The organism is Bradyrhizobium nivariense (assembly GCF_029846695.2).
Classification (GTDB): domain Bacteria; phylum Pseudomonadota; class Alphaproteobacteria; order Rhizobiales; family Xanthobacteraceae; genus Bradyrhizobium.
Genome location: NZ_JARWCR020000008.1, coordinates 46,048 through 61,453 on the forward strand (window position 1 = coordinate 46,048; position 15,406 = coordinate 61,453).

Genomic DNA, 15,406 nt, shown 5'->3' on the forward strand with positions numbered 1-15,406 from the left:
GCCGGATCAGCTGCGCAGCCATACGTTGGCGAAATTGCCCTGCGGACCGGCGCTATCGATGGTGTGACCGACGACGCGCCTGTTGTAGACCGTCACGGGCTTGCTGAGCATCAACGGAAGAACCGGCAGTTCGTCGGCCACGATCTCTTGGAAACGGTCGATCGACGCCTTCCGCCTGACCACGTCCGCCTCCACTGCAATCTCCGCAAAGAGCCTGTCGATCTCCGGATTGGAATAATGGCTGGCATTGGTGAACGCGACGCCTTTTCGGTAATTGTCGGTCGTGTAGAAGCGTTGCAAGCCGACCGTTGGATCGAACATGTTCGTAAACGGATGGAACGTGAAATCGTAATCGCGGTCGGTGTAGACACGCTTGAGATAGCTCGGAAAGTCCTGCCCGCGGACGGTTACATCGATGCCGACCGCAGCCAGTGCGCTCTTGAGGGCCTCGCCGCTGCGCTTGAAATTCTCGCCGAAGGGCTGGAAATCGTGCGTGAGAGCAAAGCGCCATCGTCCCTTCAGCGGGAAGCCGGCCTCGTCGAGCAATCGCGCCGCCGCCTTCAAGTCATAAGCATAAGCGGGGACTTTGGAATTGTAGAACCGCTTCAAGGTCGGGCTGACGATGCTGACCGTTCGCTCCCCGAGACCATACCAGGCCACATTGAGGATAACCGCCGGATCGACGGCGTGGGCGATTGCCTTGCGCACCTTGATGTTGCTGAGAATCGGGTGATCGAGATTGAACTCGAGGCCGTAGAGCGTGGGCGAGTATTCGTAGCCGCGCGTTTCGAGGCCGAGATGCGGAATCTTCTGGAAGCGATCGAGATCCAGCGGCGAAACCGGGGTCGATCCGCCGAGATCGAGCTCGCTGGTTTCGAAGGCCACAGCACGGGCCGCGCCATCCGGGATCACGCGGACAAGCAACGCTTCGAGATAGGGTTTTGGGCTGTCCCAGTAGTTCGGGTTACGGACATAGCTGACGTAATTGCCAAGCACCCATTCCTTGAACAGAAACGGACCCGTTCCGATCGGGGCGCGGTTGTTGGGATTTTGCAGCGGATCGCCCTTGCCCTCGTAGACGTGCCGCGGAACGATCGGAGACTCCCCCGCCGCGAGGGCATAAAGCAGATAGGGTGCCGGCTTGGCGAGTTTCAGGACGACGGTGTGCTCGTCCACGGCCGTCGCCTCGAGAAGGTTAGCGAACGTCGTGCGCCCACGCGGATGCGCCGACTTCAACAGACCGACCGAATAGGCCACGTCCGCCGCGGTAAAGGCTTGCCCGTCATGCCATCTCACGTTCCGGCGCAAGTCGAAGCGATATTGCAGGCCGTCCTCGCTGACGCTCCAGGCCGTTGCCAGCTGAGGCTTCGGATTGAGATCGAAATCGTAGGTCAGAAGACCTTCGACGACCTTGGTGCTGGCCTGGATTGCCGGTCCTTCCGTCGTGTTGAAACAAACAAGGGTGGTCGGCTCCGGGTGAATGACGAAGGAGAGCCGCCCTCCAGGACGCGGAGCCTCCTCCTGGGCTCGCGTGGCCGTCGAGACCGCAAGCGCAGCTGCGGTCGCCGCAACGAAGCTTCGCCGGGACATCAGTGTCATGAGCTACTCCTAAAACCCGCGACCGACGAAGGATCCATGGCTTCGCGCAGCCTGGCATGGATCGCTGCTGTGCCGCGCTGACTCCGCCAAATTGGCTGTCGCGCGAGACGCATGGCCCAGACCGCCATCCGGGTGCGCTCACGCGACAGCCGTTCCGGTCGACAAACCGCCCCGCAATGGGTCCGTCGGCTCAGAACTCTCCCCCCGCCCCGGGAGCACCGAGACCCTGCTTGTCCTTTGGCAATTCGGCAACCAACGCTTCCGTCGTCACGATGAGCGAGGCGATGGAAGCTGCGTCCTGCAAGGCCGTCCTGACGACTTTCGCGGGGTCGACGATGCCCGCATTGATCAGGTCGACATATTGTTCGGTCTGCGCATCGAAGCCGTATGTCGGCGATCTGTTCTCAAGGATCTTGCCGACCACAATGGACCCTTCGACACCGGCATTTTCAGCGATCTGCCGGATCGGGGCCTCCAGAGCCTTGAGCACGATGTTGATGCCCGCCTGTACGTCCGGGTTCGCGTGAGTTAACCGACCGATCGCGGTCTTTGCGCGCAGCAACGCGACACCGCCGCCGGGAACAATGCCCTCTGCGATGGCGGCACGGGTCGCATTCAACGCATCGTCGACGCGGTCTTTCCGTTCCTTGACCTCGACCTCGGTAGCACCGCCGACCCGTATGACCGCGACCCCTCCAGAGAGCTTCGCCAGCCGCTCCTGGAGCTTCTCGCGATCATAGTCCGACGTCGTGTCCTCGACCTGGGCCCTGATCTGCGCGATCCGGGCATCGATATCCTTGCGCTTGCCGGCGCCGCCGACGACCGTCGTATTCTCCTTGTCGATCCGGACCTTCTTGGCCCGGCCCAACTGCGACAGAGTGACATTTTCCAACTTGATACCGAGATCTTCCGAAATCGTCTGCCCCCCTGTCAAAATCGCGATGTCTTCGAGTTGAGCCTTGCGCCGATCACCGAAGCCCGGCGCCTTGACCGCAGCGATCTTCAAGCCGCCCCGAAGCCTGTTGACGACCAGTGTTGCGAGCGCCTCGCCCTCGACGTCCTCGGCTATGACCAGCAATGACTTGCCCGACTGCGCGACGGCTTCTAGGACCGGCAACAACGGATGAAGCGAGCTGAGCTTGGCTTCGTGAATCAGAATATAGGGATCCTCGAACTCGACGAGCAGCTTCTCGGAGTTCGTGACGAAATAGGGCGACAGGTAGCCACGGTCGAACTGAAGTCCCTCGACGACGTCGAGCTCGGTATCCAAGCTCTTCGCCTCCTCGACCGTGATGACGCCGTCGTTGCCGACTTTCTTCACCGCATTCGCAATGATCTTCCCGATTTCAACGTCGCCATTGGCCGAAATCGTCCCGACTTGGGCGACTTCTTCGGACGACTGAACTTTCCGGGCGCGCTTCTCGATATCCTTGATGGCCTCCGCGACGGCGAGGTCGATACCTCGCTTCAGATCGAGCGGATTGAGGCTGGCCGCGACCGCCTTGGCACCTTCCCGGACGATGGCCTGCGCCAACACTGTCGCAGTCGTCGTCCCATCGCCGGCGAGATCGTTCGTCTTCGACGCCACTTCGCGGAGCAGCTGCGCGCCGATGTTCTCATATTTGTCTTCGAGTTCGATCTCCTTCGCGACCGTAACGCCGTCTTTCGTGATCCGTGGCGCGCCGAACGACTTCTCGATGACCACGTTACGCCCCTTCGGGCCAAGCGTCACCTTGACGGCGTTCGCAAGCACGTCCACGCCACGCAGCAAGCGCTCGCGGGCATCGGCGGAGAATTTCACTTCTTTTGCAGCCACAGCGATGATCCTTCAGACAAAAGTGCTCCGCCTCGCGCTTCCGCGCGAACTACAGCACGTTGAACAAATACGATTTGGTCGAGATGCTAGGCGATCACGCCCAGAATGTCGGATTCCTTGGCGATCAGCAGATCCTCGCCATTGATCTTCACTTCCGTTCCGGACCACTTCCCGAAGAGGACGCGGTCACCTTTCTTGACGTCGAGCGGCAGGAGCTTTCCAGTCTCGTCGCGCGCGCCGCTGCCGACCGCCACGACTTCACCCTCTTGCGGCTTCTCCTTGGCCGTGTCGGGAATGATGATCCCGCCCTTCGTCTTGTTGCTCTCCTCGATCCGGCGGATCACCACGCGATCATGCAATGGACGAAAACTCATCAGGATTCACCTCGGAAGCTTCTTGCGTTGACTCTAGCGCACCAACGACATTTCGCTTCTGGGTTCGGCCGATGGTGACTGCAAAAAGCTATGATCACGACCACATCGTGTCCATGGCAAATTGCGCTGTGAAAATAGACGATTTCTGCAAAACAAAAGCGGCCTGAAAAACGTTTCGGTCAAGCTACGCGACTTCAATGATGGACATAGGGAAACGTATAGCGCTCGGCCAGATAGCGGAGTATCCGCTCCGACGAATCGATGAAGCGCCAGCCGTTGGCTACATCCGCGTCCTCGGGTACGGGATGGCTCTCATCGAACACCAGAACCGGCAGCGACTGATGCTGCTCACCTAGAACCTCGACGATCGCCTCCCTGGGCCTCAGGAACGGAAGACGGTGCACCTCGACCTGCGTGGCCAGTCCGGGGAAGGACGCCAGTAAGCCCTCAATTGCATTGCAGTGCGGGCAAACGAAGAACCGGCCTGGTTTTGATGGATCCTCAAATCCCGGCTTCAAAAGGAAGAGGCGATCACCACTCATCACCGTTCTCCAACTTAATCTGGGCGCTCCATGCTTGCCCAGTCCATATGAACGAGGGGCAGATATTACCGTATCGAGCTATGCCGTCCCGATGCGATATTGACCCGGCGGAGGGGTTCCATTGACGGCAAAATCGCCGACGATGCGGTCGCGGTAAACGCGCGGATTATGCGTCGTGATGGTCCTGGCGTTCCGCCAGTACCGATCGAGCCCGAGATTTTTTGCGGTCGAAGAGGCCCCAAGCGCGTCGAAGATGATCGTGGTTGCCTCCAGAACGAGATCCGAGACGACGGTTACGGTCTGATCGAGCTCGATCTCGGCGATCGCGATCGCGGCGGCTGTTCGATCAGGATCACCCGCCAGTTGCGCCTCATGAGCTCGTTGCAACGCCTCGGCAACCTTGAGAACGATTGCGCCGGCCGCATATGCATTTCCGCGCACCCGCCCGATCACCTGGAGAATTTGCGGATCGGCCGCGGCGCTGCTCGCGTTCCCGTGACTGAAGACCCGTGTTCTCTTCCTCACCAGCGCCGCCACATCGTTGGCTGCCGCACGCGCGATGCCGGCAAGCGTAGCAAGGTGGAAGAGTTGATAGAACGGATTGGAATATTTGAAGCGTTCCGCAACCTGGACGACCCGATTTCCCTCAACCGGAACGTCCGTAAACAGCGTCGTTCCGCTCGCGGTCAAAGCCTGCCCGAAGCCGTCCCAGTCGTCGAGGACTTCGACACCCGGCGAATGGCGCGAGACGACGACACCGACCGGATCACCATTCTCGTGCTGCGCGGCGACGTTGATCCAGTCCGCGAACAGAGTGCCGGTCGTATAGTATTTCTTGCCGTTCAGCACCAACTGGCCGTTCTTGCTTGAGACCGTCGTCGAGAAGGCCTGCAGCTTGGCGTCCCCGATCTCGCTGTGCCCGTTCCCGAAGAACGTCTTCTCGCCGATCCGGCGCAACCAAAGTTCGCGTCGCTTGGGATCTGGCGAATTGACGACGTCCTCCGTGAAGCCGAAATGCGCCCGGACGGAGTTCGTAACGTTTGAATCGGCCTCCGATAATTCGATCAACAGATTGAACAGCTCGGGAAGGCTCGCTCCTGCACCGCCAAAGTCCCGGGGCACGCGAACGGCCGTGAAGCCCGCCTCTCGCAACGCCTTGATCTCGTCATAGGGCAAGCGATGTTCCACGTCGCGCGAGACCGCTCCCTCCCTGATCGACCTGAACAGTGGCCGAAACGGTGCGGCGAGTGCTTCGTAGCGCCCTGAAGGACCACCGCCCCAGGCAAGATCAATCTGCGACATCATTATCCTCTTGTATTGCCTAGCTCCGTCGGGCGACCCCGGCTCTCAATGGCCGAACAGCCGATAGCTCCGATCCGCTGCCCGAAGGTCTCGGCTCTCTTCGGTCCAGCCTACGGCACGCCGATAGCTGCCCAACGTCGCCGATTGCCTCAACGCCGCAACATCGACCGTCTGCGCGACGTCGGCAAAGGGCGAAACGAACAGCGCGTCTTCGGGACAATAGAGCTCGCACAGAAAGCAGGTCTGGCAGTCGTTCTGACGCGCGATCTTCGGATTGCCGTCCGTCTTGTCGAAGACATTGGTTGGGCACACGCTCACGCAAATGTCGCAGGAGGTGCAACGCTCCGCATCAATCACCTCGATCATTCCGCAGCCTCCGAGTACGAGGCGGAGGCCAGAGGCCGGGTCGACGTCCAGACTTCGTCGAGCCCTCCCGTCGTCACGTAGTGACGATAACGCTCGTTCTGCTCCGGATAATCGTCGCGGCGATGCATTCCGCGGCTTTCCTGACGCGCCAGCGCGCTGCGATACATCCACCGCGCGGTCGCCAGCATGGCGGTCGCCTCGCGCGCCCGAAGCAGATCCGGTTCGTCCGCCCCCGCGGCATCGGAGGCTTCCGACCAAAGTGTATCGAGGCGCTCCAAGGACCCGCCGAGCCGGCCCGCCTCGCGGAAGTAGTTCAGCTCGTAGGGGAACACTTCGTCCTGAACGTTGCGGGTCAGCTGTCCGGCCTGCAACGGCCGCCCGCCGCCGGAGCGCAGGGCAATCGTGCCGCGCCGGAAGGCCTGACGCTGGTTCGTCGCACCCAACTGACGGGCGAATTCCGCCGCGCCCTGGCCGGCCCAAAATCCTGATGACATCGCCCAGGCAGCGTTATGACTACCGCCGCCGGTGAAACCTCCACAGATCAGTTCCCGGGTTGCCGCATCGCCCGCCGCATAGAGACCCGGAACGGTGGTGGCGCAGCTGTCGTCAACGAGCCGCAGGCCGCCCGTGCCGCGTACGGTGCCCTCGAGACGGAGTGTAATTGGAAAGCGCTGCGTGAACGGATCGATACCTGTTCGGTCGAACGGCAGGAAGAAGTTTGGCTGGGACACACGCATCTGCCTCTGCGTCTCCGCATCGGCCTCATCGAGCTGAGCGTACACCTGCCCCTTCCGCAGCGCGCGCGCAATCACCGATCGGCCGCCCTTCGACGAAGCCCCGGGAATGACGCTGCCTCCCTCGTCCGTGAAGCTTGCCCAGCTGTAGAACAGGGTTTTGGTCACGGAACCAAATGCCGGCGAAATGGCGTAGGCATTTGAGAATTCCATACTGGTGAATTCCGCACCCGCCTCGGCGGCCAGAAGATATCCGTCGCCGGTCAGCACGTTCGAGCCCAAGGTCTTGCTGAGGAAGGCGCATCCGCCGGTGGCAATCACCACGGCTTTGGCATTGACGGCCCAGCGGTCACCTTTCTGGCGTCGCAGGCCGGCAGCACCGGCAACCACACCGTTCCCATCGACGAGCAGTTCGAGCGCCGGCGCGTGATCCAGGATCGTAACCCCTGCTTGTTTTGTGCGTTTGCGCATCAACCGCATATATTCCGGGCCCTGGAGCGAATTCCGCTGTGGCTTGCCGCCCTCGTCGACCGGATAGGGGTAACCCCAATCGGCGAGCCGATTGCTCTGGGCATATGTGCGGTCCAGAACACGCGCCATCCAGCGGCGATCCTGGAGATAACCGCCGAGTTTTTCGCGGGTCGCCATCGCCGTCTCGCGATGCTCGGGCGAAGGGTCAACGTACCACACGCCAGTGCCCGCCGCGGCGGTCGCGCCCGACGTGCCGCAAAATCCCTTGTCCGCCAGCACGACGCGCGCGCCCTGCTCGGCAGCACTGATCGCCGCCCACGTGCCGGCCGGGCCACCACCGAGGACCAGAACATCAGCGTCGAGCAGAAGTGAGCCCACCGCGCTCGACAACTTCTCGGCACGGCCAGATGGGTTCGTCATCGCTCGTCTCCAGAATGAATCCGGCACGGTGTCCCATCCGCGCTACAACAAGGAAGATCGCGCGAGATCATGCTTCTGGCAATTTCGGATATTTGGGTCGAGAGAGATGAAGCTTGCTCTCGGATCGCAGATGACGGAAATTTTCTACCGGGTGCCAGCGCGCACGATCCGGACCTTCCGCAGTGTCGCCCTGATGAGCGAGGGAATCGCAGCGGAGAGGTAAGGGTGCGCTATGTGATGAAAGCGGCAGCGTTGCTATATCCACTTGCGGCTCGGGCCGCTTGCCTTTCTACGGGTCCGCCCCGTGGCTACCAGCGCGCTAACAGAACAAGGACACCCAAGGCCATCTTCGCCGCTGCTGAGCGAGAGCCATCTCATGGTAATGGCTTCTCTCAAAGCCGGATACTTGCTGCCGTGGCGTACGATCGTTTCAAACGTCTGCTTCGGTCTCGAGCACGGCCAAGTCGGCGCCAAGCAGCGCCAGGAGATGGCGAGGGCCGCGCTCGCGCTCGTCGGTCTGTCCGGGTTCGAGAAGAGATATCCGCACGAAATGTCCGGCGGACAGCGTCAACGCGTGGCATTGGCGCAGGCGCTCGCGGTCGATCCCGACATCCTACCGATGGACGAGCCGTTTGCCGCTGTAGACGCGCTCACCCGCGAAGCTCTGCAGGATGAGCTCGCGCGCATTCACGCTGCAACCCACAAGACCATCATCTTCGTGACTCATTCGATCACCGAGGCGGTCTATCTCGCCGATGAGGTGATCGCGATCACCGGCAAGCCCGGGCGCCTTGCCGCCTCGATTGCGATCGACACGCCCCGGCCGCGGCGCCGCGACGATCCGGCGAACCGCGACCTGGTCGCGCACCTGCGCGGAATACTCGGCGATGAGGAACCCGCCTGACCCCGGTGGCGCAAGCTCACGCCGCGACGGGTGTCTTCCAGCGCATCAGGCGACGCTCCAACGCCTCCAGGATCGCGTTGAAGGCGAGGCCGATCACCGTGATTCCGAGGATGCCGAAATACATCTGCGGGATCAGAAAACTGTACTGGCTGTTGATGATGAGATAGCCGAGCCCGGACTTCGCCCCCACCATCTCTGAAGCCACCAGGACCAGCATCGCGGAGGCGCTTGCGAGGCGGATGCCGACGAAGATCGTCGGCAGCGACGCCGGCAGGATCACTTTCAGGAACAGCTGGCTCGGTGTGGCCCCCATCGTCCGTGCCGACTTGACCAGTAGCGGATCGACCTGGCGAACGGCCGCAATCGTGTTGAGCAGCAGCGGCCACGCGCAGCTATAGACCACCATGGTGACCTTCGAGAGCTCGCCGATCCCAAGCAGCAGGATGAAGACCGGCAGCAGCGCCAGCGGCGCCGTGTTGCGCGCGATCTCGATGGTCTGGTTCAGGAGATCGCCGAGCCTTGCGTACCATCCCGTGAGCACACCTAGCGGTACGAACAGGACGATGGCGATCATAAATCCGCTCAGCGCCCGGAGCAGGCTGGCACCGACGTCGTCATAGAGCTCACCGCTTTGCGCGAGCTGCCAGCCCGCGGCAATCACCTCGGAAAACGGCGGCAGGAACGTCACGTCGACCAGACCGAGCCGCGGTGCCGTCTCCCACACGGCCAGGAACAGCAACAGCGATCGCTGCCCGATGCCACCAAACCATCGTGCGAAGCTGCTTGACGCCGTAGCGAGCGTGCCGGCGCGCTGAGCGGCCCGGTCCTTCGGGCTCCCCTGCGCCAATTCCAGCAGCGTCAGCATCTCCAGATTAGACATGGGCCAATTCCTTCGCCTTTGCGACGCGTTCGCCCTCCGAAGCGGGAAGCTGTGAGCCCTGCGCCTTCAACACCTCGTCACGCAGCAAGGACCACACCTCGTGCCTGACATGCCCGAACTCGGGCAGCGAACGAACGTCCTCGGTCTCGCTGTGCAGCTCGTTCGGGATATCGACGATCTGCTTGATGCGGCCGGGACGCGAGGTCATCACGGCCACGCGTTGACCAAGCACCACCGCCTCATCGATGCCATGCGTGATGAACAGGATGGTCTTTCCGGTGCTGCGCCAGATCCGCAGCAGCTCGCCTTGCAGCGTCTCGCGTGTCTGGGCATCGAGCGCCGCGAACGGCTCATCCATCAGCAGTACCTCGGGATCGTAGGCGAGGCTGCGGGCAATCGCGACGCGCTGTTTCATGCCGCCGGAAAGCTCGTGCGGATAACGATCGGCAAAACCGGACAGTCCGACCAGGTCGAGATAGTGCAGCGCTCGCTCCCGCCGCTCCCTCGCCTTCAGGCCTGCAATGTCGAGCCCGAATTCGACATTCTGCGCGGCCGTGCGCCAGGGAAACAGCGCGTATTGCTGGAACACGATGCCGCGGTCGCGCGCTGGCCCGTCGATGACCTTGCCGTCGAGCAGGATGCGCCCGCTGCTCGGCGTCGTCAGACCGCCGAGCAGATCGAGCAAGGTCGACTTGCCACAACCGCTCGGCCCGACCAGCGCCAGGAACTCCCCGGGCCGGACATCCAACGTGATGTCGTCGAGCGCGGTGAAGCGTTGCGCGGCCCCGCCATCCTTACCGCGGACCAGGAACTCCTTCCGCACATGCTCGAATCTGATCTTTGCCGCGGTCATTTGGCCTCCGCAGTCTTGCCGGGACGAAAATAGTTGAACTCATTGGTGTAGAGGTCCGACGGCTTGAGCTGGTCCGGCTTCAGCAGTCCGTCCTTCACCAGCCAGTCGACCCACACCTGAAGTTCGGCATCGCCGATCACGCCGCCCTTGGTCGCGACGCCCGTGCTCTTCCAGTATTTGATCGGCGTGGCATCCTCGTTGCGCTTGCGCTCCGCAATGATCCGCTCGAAGCGCGTACGCACCTCCTCCGGCGGGGTGGTCTGCGCCCAGGCGATAGCGCGTGATACGCCTTCGACCAGCTTGCGCGAGGTGTTGGGATTGTCCTTGATGAACTTGTCCCGCAGCACGTAGGACCCGCCGGTGAAGTTTCCGAAAATGTCGGAATCCGCAAACAGCCGGCGGATGCCGCCGCGCTCGAGCGCCTTGTCGCGCAGCACGCCGTTCAGCGTGGTCACCTCGACCTGCCCCTGCCGCAACGCCTGCTCGCCCGTGACCGGCGGGATCGCGACCAGCGTCACCTGCTTCGCCTCGGCTGGTGTCAAGCCGTTGCGGGCCAGGTACTCGCGCAGCACGAACTCCAGATGCGCGCCGAGCGTGTTGACCGCGACCTTCTTGCCGATCAGGTCACGCGCGGTCTTGATCGGGCTGTCTTCCTTCACATAGTAGCCATTATAGGTGTTGTCGTCCGAGCCGTAGTAGCCGACCACCGCCTTGATCGGCGCCTTGGCGGCGATCAGCTTGATGATCGCGCCATAGAAGGCGCCGCCGATGTCGATGTCGCCGGTGACGACGGTCTGAATGTCCTGCGGACCGCTGATGGTGTTGCCAACCCATTTCAGCTTCAGAGGGGCGAGATAGCCGAGATCGTCGGCCAGCTCGACGAAGGTCACCTGCCCGGCCCAGCCTTGGTAGCGAATCTCGGCTTTCTCGAGCTGCGGTTCGGCCGCGGCGCTGCCGACGAGACCCATCAGCGCGACGGCGGCCAGGCCGAGTTGACGGCCCCTTGCCCTTCGGAGGCCAGCAACCAGGCGACGCAGCGCAGAGATAGCGATTCTCATTGTCTTCACTCCTTGCTCGGTTCAGGCGGCCTTCGCCTGCGGCTTCGGCGCTTTGATTCGGGTGACACTGGTGCGGCCGTCGATGCTGACCGGCACCTCGCCGTCGATGGTGGCGCGCCGCACCACGCGGTGCTGGTCACCGTAATCGTTGACGGCGTAGTGCTGGGTGGCACGATTGTCCCAGATTACGACGTCGCCCTGCCGCCAGCTCCAGCGCACGGTGTTCTCCGGCGCGGTGATATGCGACTGGAACAGATCGAACAGCTTCTGGCCGTCGTATTTCGGCAAGCCGACGAAGCGCTGAACGAAATTGCCGAGCACCAGCGTGCGCTCGCCGGTCTCGGGGTGGACGCGAACGACGGGATGCTCGGTCTCGTAGACCGTCGCCGTGAAAACCTCTTCGAATTGTTTCCGATCGGCCTCACTTGCGCGGGGCTTGACCGCGTAGTCATAGGCATTGCTGTGCACCGCCCAGAGCTCGTCCGCGAGCTTGCGCAACGGTGCCGGCAGATCGAGATAGGCCGCGGCCGTATTCGACCAGATCGTATCGCCGCCGAACGCGGGGATCACCACCCCGCGCAGGACGGAGATCTTGGGATAAGCGTCGATGAAGGTGACATCGGTGTGCCACTGATCGGCGCGGCCACCGCCGCGCCCGGAATCGAGCTCGAGAATCGACGCCGTACCCTTGGTGGCGCCGACCGTTGGATGCGGCACCAGCTTGCCGAGCCGAACTGCAAAACGTTCCTGCTCGGCATCGTCGAGATGGTTCTGGTCGCGCAGGAAGATGACTTTGTGCTCGAGCAGCACCTGGTTGAGCGCGGCGATCGTCTGGTCCGGCAGATCACCGGAGAGCTTGATATTCCTGATCTCCGCTCCGATCCGCGCCGAGCGCTTGACGATGTCCGCGCGCGGAATGACGTTGTCGATGATGATGCCGTCAGTCATGTCGTCTTCCCCGAGGCTGCGATCCCATTTGGACAAGGCTCCGCCGTTCGCCGATCGCGGAAGGCGATGGCGGAGTGAAAGCTGTAATGGTCGTGATCGATCCTCTTGCGGGATCACCGTCTGCTCTGGCGGCAATCGCGTCTGGCGGGATCTTTCCGTAGAGACTGCATCAATGCAGCCTCGCGCTCAGTCACAGGATGCTAACTCAAGGACTTCGGAAATAGCTTCCAAAGTTAGCGGACCGCGGGAAACAGTTGTCTGTCCTCTCACCGCGCTCCGATTGTTATTTGTGCCTCCCTCTATTCAGCCGCGACCGCGCTCGATGAGCGCCAGATCGCCGACGCATAGAGCGCGGGCTCGAAATCGTCGGCGATAGACCCATTGATGCGCGCCTCGTGCGCGGGGAGATCATCCAGGAAGAGATCACGGCTGATCCGCGCAACGACGCCCGGAATATCGCGCTTGAAGCTCGGCACGTCGCCGATCGGCAAGCCGAAGCTGACGAACGCCGAGGGGTTAAAGACGTGAACGTTGCGGAGATAGGGCGCACGCCCGGATTCCTTCTCCAGGAATTCGTGCCCTGAACCGAGATAGGGATGTGCGCCCAGATTATCGTCCGTTTGATCTGATGGCGGGGAGAAGTGATCGCGCCACAAAAGGATCTCATTGGCGAAGGCGGCGAGTTCCGGCCGCCTGCCGAGATCAACCTGATAACCCGTACCGGCAATGACGAAATCGAACGCGATATCGCCCTGGTTCGTGGTTGCCAGCAGCCGCCGTCCGAACGGCTTGGCCGATGACCATGAAGCTCCCAGATGAAGATTGAAATTCGGGAACTTCACCGCGCGCGCGACGGCGTCGGGCGGCGGCGTCGAGCCAGCGCGGCGGAAGCGGATGGCCTGATGCCAGCGCACGGCGTCCGGCAACGATCCGTAATTGTCGTAAGCGCCCGGATAACCGCGCGTCCTGATGACTGGCTCAGATGCAAGCTTGTCGCGACGTGCGAAGAGATGCACTTCCCTCGCTCCGGCCTCAAGCGCTACCGCTGCGGCATCGAATGCGGAAGCGGCGCTTCCAATCACTGCGACGGACTTGTCTCGCAGCTTGTCGAAATCGATCGCATCGAGCGTATGCGCATAGAGCTCCCGCGGCAGATTTTGCGAGAGCACATCGGGAATGAACGGCCCGCCATTGCTCGGGAAGCCGCTGGCAAGAATGACCTTGCGCGCTGTCTCCGTCGTCTGCTTGCCGGCCACATCGAGATGAAGCCGTAAATGGCCCTCCGCTGGCTCGATACGGATAAGCTTCGCTTGATAGCGCACCTCGATGCCAAGCGTCCTGCGATACCAATCGAGGTATGCCGCCCAGTCCACGCGAGCAATGCGATCGACCGCTTCATATGCCGCGGCTCCATGGCGGGCTTCATACCAGGCCTGGAAGCTCAGGCCCGGCAAACCCAGTTCGGGTCCGGGCAAGCTTTTCGGCGTGCGCAGCTTGTGCATGCGTGCGCTGCTCAGCCACGGGCCGGATGAAACCGCGTCGCGCGCAGCATCGATCACCGTGACCTTGCCGATGCCGGCACGGCGCAATGCAAAGGCGAAAGTGCTTCCGGATTGCCCGCCCCCGATGATGGTGACGTTGTGATCGACCCCGTCACGATCGGGGACCCAATTCTGCGGATCGGGACCAATCAGACGCAGGGTTTCGCGAGCCGCGGCGTCGATATCAGACTGAGACATTTTCTACCCGGATTTTGTCAGCATCAGATCTGACCAAATCGTAGAAGCGAACGAAACTCAGTCAATGAAATAGAATCGGCTTTGTTTATTGGACCGGGCAATGAATCCGTCGCAACGGCGCGGGGCTTTGAAAGATTTGCTTCACAGCACGTAAGATCTCGTGCACGTCAACGAATTGCGCACCCTGCATACCATCAAACGACGGGGCTCCTCTTCGCCGTTCTCGTACATACACTGCGGTGACTGGATTCATGCTCGCATTGAGCGCAACAACGTAAATTCATTTCATCGACATTCGCATCACTCGGAGCATAGAGTTCTGCCCGGTCAGGCGGCGCTTGATGTCACTTGCGGAGCTTAGAAACATGTCGTCGCCCACCCTTATCAGCCTAGAACGCGACACCCCCCAGCTCGCCCAGACTTACGAACAGGCGGGCATTCTTCAATTTCACCACGGCAAGTTCCTTGTCGGCCCGCTCGGATTGAAGGCCGGGGATCGGGTGCTGGATATTGGCGCGGGCACCGGCCGGCTCACCGAATTCGTCGCGAGCTTGGTTGGTCCTGACGGTCGCGTGGTCGGCATCGATCCTCTGGAGAATCGAATCGCAATAGCCCGCCTTCGTGCGTCGAAGACGTTGAGCTTCGACGTCGGTCGCGCCGAAGACCTTTCGCGCTTTGGATCTGCGGAGTTCGATGTCATCTACCTCAATAGCGTCTTCCACTGGATTGCGGACAAGCCAAGGGCGCTGCACGAAATCGACCGCGTCTTGAAGCCCGGCGGTCGTCTCGGATTAAATATCCAGGATCCGACGAAACCACACGAGTCCCGTACCTTGCTTCGTCAGGCAATTGCACAGGCCGGCTTCGCCGAGAAGAGCGGCGAGGCACACCGGGTTCTGGGGGCAACCGAGGAAGAGCTTAAGGCTCTCGTCATCGAAGCCGGCTTCGTCGATTATCGGAGCGATCTGCGCGCGCTGGTGGACCTTCATGACGACGCGGACACAATGCTCGGGTGGTCGGAGGCCAGCGCATTCGGCAATTTCCTCGAGGGCTTCTCCTCGGCGGAGCGGGAAACAGTCTGGCAAGCCTTCGCCGCGCTGGTCGAGGCAAGACGTACCCCAGAGGGACTGCGGCTCGAGCGATATCTACGCTTCGCTTTTGCGCGCAAGCCGAAGTGACGCGATACCACTTCAGATCCCTAATCGCTCACACGTCAGTGTCTCCCGAGCCATGACCGACGGAGGGGAGTTCGTTTTCGTCTCTTAAACTCCCGACGGTCGCCACGAGCAGTCGGGTTGAGACAAGGCATCCGCACTGGACTGCATTCCAAATAACATGGCCCGCACCATCAAAATCGTCCCACATGTGACAGCGCAATGAAATTTTCCACCCTGACGCGC

At 61.7% G+C, this 15,406-nt stretch carries 14 protein-coding genes; 2 read left to right on the plus strand and 12 right to left on the minus strand.

The window, feature by feature from the left end; all coding sequences use genetic code 11:
• Positions 1-6 precede the first annotated feature (6 nt).
• The 7 genes from QCM77_RS09170 to QCM77_RS09200 form a co-directional block, all read right to left on the minus strand.
• The gene (locus tag QCM77_RS09170; RefSeq protein ID WP_279682956.1) at positions 7-1,599 is read right to left on the minus strand and encodes an ABC transporter substrate-binding protein; all 1,593 of its coding nucleotides are present in this window, start codon (positions 1,597-1,599) and stop codon (positions 7-9) included.
• Between the two features lie 190 nt (positions 1,600-1,789).
• The gene (gene groL, locus QCM77_RS09175; protein ID WP_279682958.1) at positions 1,790-3,415 is read right to left on the minus strand and encodes a chaperonin GroEL; all 1,626 of its coding nucleotides are present in this window, start codon (positions 3,413-3,415) and stop codon (positions 1,790-1,792) included.
• 86 nt (positions 3,416-3,501) lie between these two features.
• A complete protein-coding gene (groES, locus tag QCM77_RS09180) occupies positions 3,502-3,789 on the minus strand; it encodes a co-chaperone GroES (RefSeq protein WP_092214498.1) in 288 nt (95 codons plus the stop codon).
• Between the two features lie 194 nt (positions 3,790-3,983).
• Positions 3,984-4,331 (minus strand): DUF3088 domain-containing protein, encoded by a 348-nt coding sequence (locus QCM77_RS09185; protein ID WP_279682961.1) that lies wholly within the window; start codon positions 4,329-4,331, stop codon positions 3,984-3,986.
• A gap of 78 nt (positions 4,332-4,409) precedes the next feature.
• Positions 4,410-5,633 (minus strand): acyl-CoA dehydrogenase family protein, encoded by a 1,224-nt coding sequence (locus QCM77_RS09190; RefSeq protein WP_279682963.1) that lies wholly within the window; start codon positions 5,631-5,633, stop codon positions 4,410-4,412.
• Positions 5,634-5,678: 45 nt separating this feature from the next.
• Positions 5,679-5,999 carry a 4Fe-4S binding protein gene (locus tag QCM77_RS09195; RefSeq protein WP_279682965.1) on the minus strand — a complete coding sequence of 107 codons (321 nt, stop codon included), beginning with the start codon at positions 5,997-5,999 and terminating at the stop codon, positions 5,679-5,681.
• Positions 5,996-7,624, minus strand: coding sequence for an FAD-dependent oxidoreductase (locus QCM77_RS09200; protein WP_279683163.1), 1,629 nt, complete (start codon positions 7,622-7,624; stop codon positions 5,996-5,998). Before QCM77_RS09200 ends, QCM77_RS09195 begins: the two co-directional genes overlap by 4 nt.
• Positions 7,625-8,006: 382 nt before the next feature.
• Here QCM77_RS09200 and QCM77_RS09205 point away from each other — a divergent pair, with 382 nt between their 5' ends.
• Positions 8,007-8,528 (plus strand): ABC transporter ATP-binding protein, encoded by a 522-nt coding sequence (locus QCM77_RS09205; RefSeq protein WP_279682966.1) that lies wholly within the window; start codon positions 8,007-8,009, stop codon positions 8,526-8,528.
• Between the two features lie 16 nt (positions 8,529-8,544).
• On the opposite strand, the gene QCM77_RS09210 is transcribed toward QCM77_RS09205, so the two are convergent.
• From QCM77_RS09210 to QCM77_RS09230, 5 genes are all read right to left on the minus strand, one after another.
• Complete coding sequence (locus QCM77_RS09210) at positions 8,545-9,408, minus strand: ABC transporter permease (protein WP_279682968.1); 864 nt, start codon at positions 9,406-9,408, stop codon at positions 8,545-8,547.
• Complete coding sequence (locus QCM77_RS09215) at positions 9,401-10,261, minus strand: ABC transporter ATP-binding protein (RefSeq protein ID WP_279682970.1); 861 nt, start codon at positions 10,259-10,261, stop codon at positions 9,401-9,403. The genes QCM77_RS09210 and QCM77_RS09215 overlap by 8 nt, the downstream gene beginning before the upstream one ends.
• Positions 10,258-11,319 (minus strand): ABC transporter substrate-binding protein, encoded by a 1,062-nt coding sequence (locus QCM77_RS09220; protein ID WP_279682972.1) that lies wholly within the window; start codon positions 11,317-11,319, stop codon positions 10,258-10,260. Before QCM77_RS09220 ends, QCM77_RS09215 begins: the two co-directional genes overlap by 4 nt.
• A gap of 21 nt (positions 11,320-11,340) precedes the next feature.
• Entirely contained in the window at positions 11,341-12,267 is a 927-nt protein-coding gene (locus QCM77_RS09225) for a TauD/TfdA dioxygenase family protein (RefSeq protein ID WP_279682973.1), read from the minus strand.
• 299 nt (positions 12,268-12,566) lie between these two features.
• Complete coding sequence (locus tag QCM77_RS09230) at positions 12,567-14,006, minus strand: FAD-dependent oxidoreductase (protein ID WP_279682975.1); 1,440 nt, start codon at positions 14,004-14,006, stop codon at positions 12,567-12,569.
• A gap of 365 nt (positions 14,007-14,371) precedes the next feature.
• On the opposite strand from QCM77_RS09230, the gene QCM77_RS09235 reads away from it, so the two are divergent.
• On the plus strand, positions 14,372-15,184 hold the full coding sequence (locus QCM77_RS09235; RefSeq protein WP_279682977.1) for a class I SAM-dependent methyltransferase: 813 nt from the start codon (positions 14,372-14,374) through the stop codon (positions 15,182-15,184).
• The last annotated feature ends 222 nt before the right edge of the window (positions 15,185-15,406 follow it).

Excerpts from the sequence above, each read along its gene's own strand:
- QCM77_RS09220 (WP_279682972.1), bottom strand. The coding sequence starts at position 11,319 with ATGAGAATCGCTATCTCTGCGCTGCGTCGCCTGGTTGCTGGCCTCCGA.
- QCM77_RS09205 (WP_279682966.1), top strand. The coding sequence starts at position 8,007 with ATGGCTTCTCTCAAAGCCGGATACTTGCTGCCGTGGCGTACGATCGTT.
- QCM77_RS09190 (WP_279682963.1), bottom strand. The coding sequence starts at position 5,633 with ATGTCGCAGATTGATCTTGCCTGGGGCGGTGGTCCTTCAGGGCGCTAC.
- QCM77_RS09230 (WP_279682975.1), bottom strand. The coding sequence starts at position 14,006 with ATGTCTCAGTCTGATATCGACGCCGCGGCTCGCGAAACCCTGCGTCTG.
- QCM77_RS09210 (WP_279682968.1), bottom strand. The coding sequence starts at position 9,408 with ATGTCTAATCTGGAGATGCTGACGCTGCTGGAATTGGCGCAGGGGAGC.
- groES (WP_092214498.1), bottom strand. The coding sequence starts at position 3,789 with ATGAGTTTTCGTCCATTGCATGATCGCGTGGTGATCCGCCGGATCGAG.
- QCM77_RS09235 (WP_279682977.1), top strand. The coding sequence starts at position 14,372 with ATGTCGTCGCCCACCCTTATCAGCCTAGAACGCGACACCCCCCAGCTC.
- QCM77_RS09200 (WP_279683163.1), bottom strand. The coding sequence starts at position 7,624 with ATGACGAACCCATCTGGCCGTGCCGAGAAGTTGTCGAGCGCGGTGGGC.
- QCM77_RS09185 (WP_279682961.1), bottom strand. The coding sequence starts at position 4,331 with ATGAGTGGTGATCGCCTCTTCCTTTTGAAGCCGGGATTTGAGGATCCA.
- QCM77_RS09195 (WP_279682965.1), bottom strand. The coding sequence starts at position 5,999 with ATGATCGAGGTGATTGATGCGGAGCGTTGCACCTCCTGCGACATTTGC.
- QCM77_RS09215 (WP_279682970.1), bottom strand. The coding sequence starts at position 10,261 with ATGACCGCGGCAAAGATCAGATTCGAGCATGTGCGGAAGGAGTTCCTG.
- QCM77_RS09170 (WP_279682956.1), bottom strand. The coding sequence starts at position 1,599 with ATGACACTGATGTCCCGGCGAAGCTTCGTTGCGGCGACCGCAGCTGCG.
- QCM77_RS09225 (WP_279682973.1), bottom strand. The coding sequence starts at position 12,267 with ATGACTGACGGCATCATCATCGACAACGTCATTCCGCGCGCGGACATC.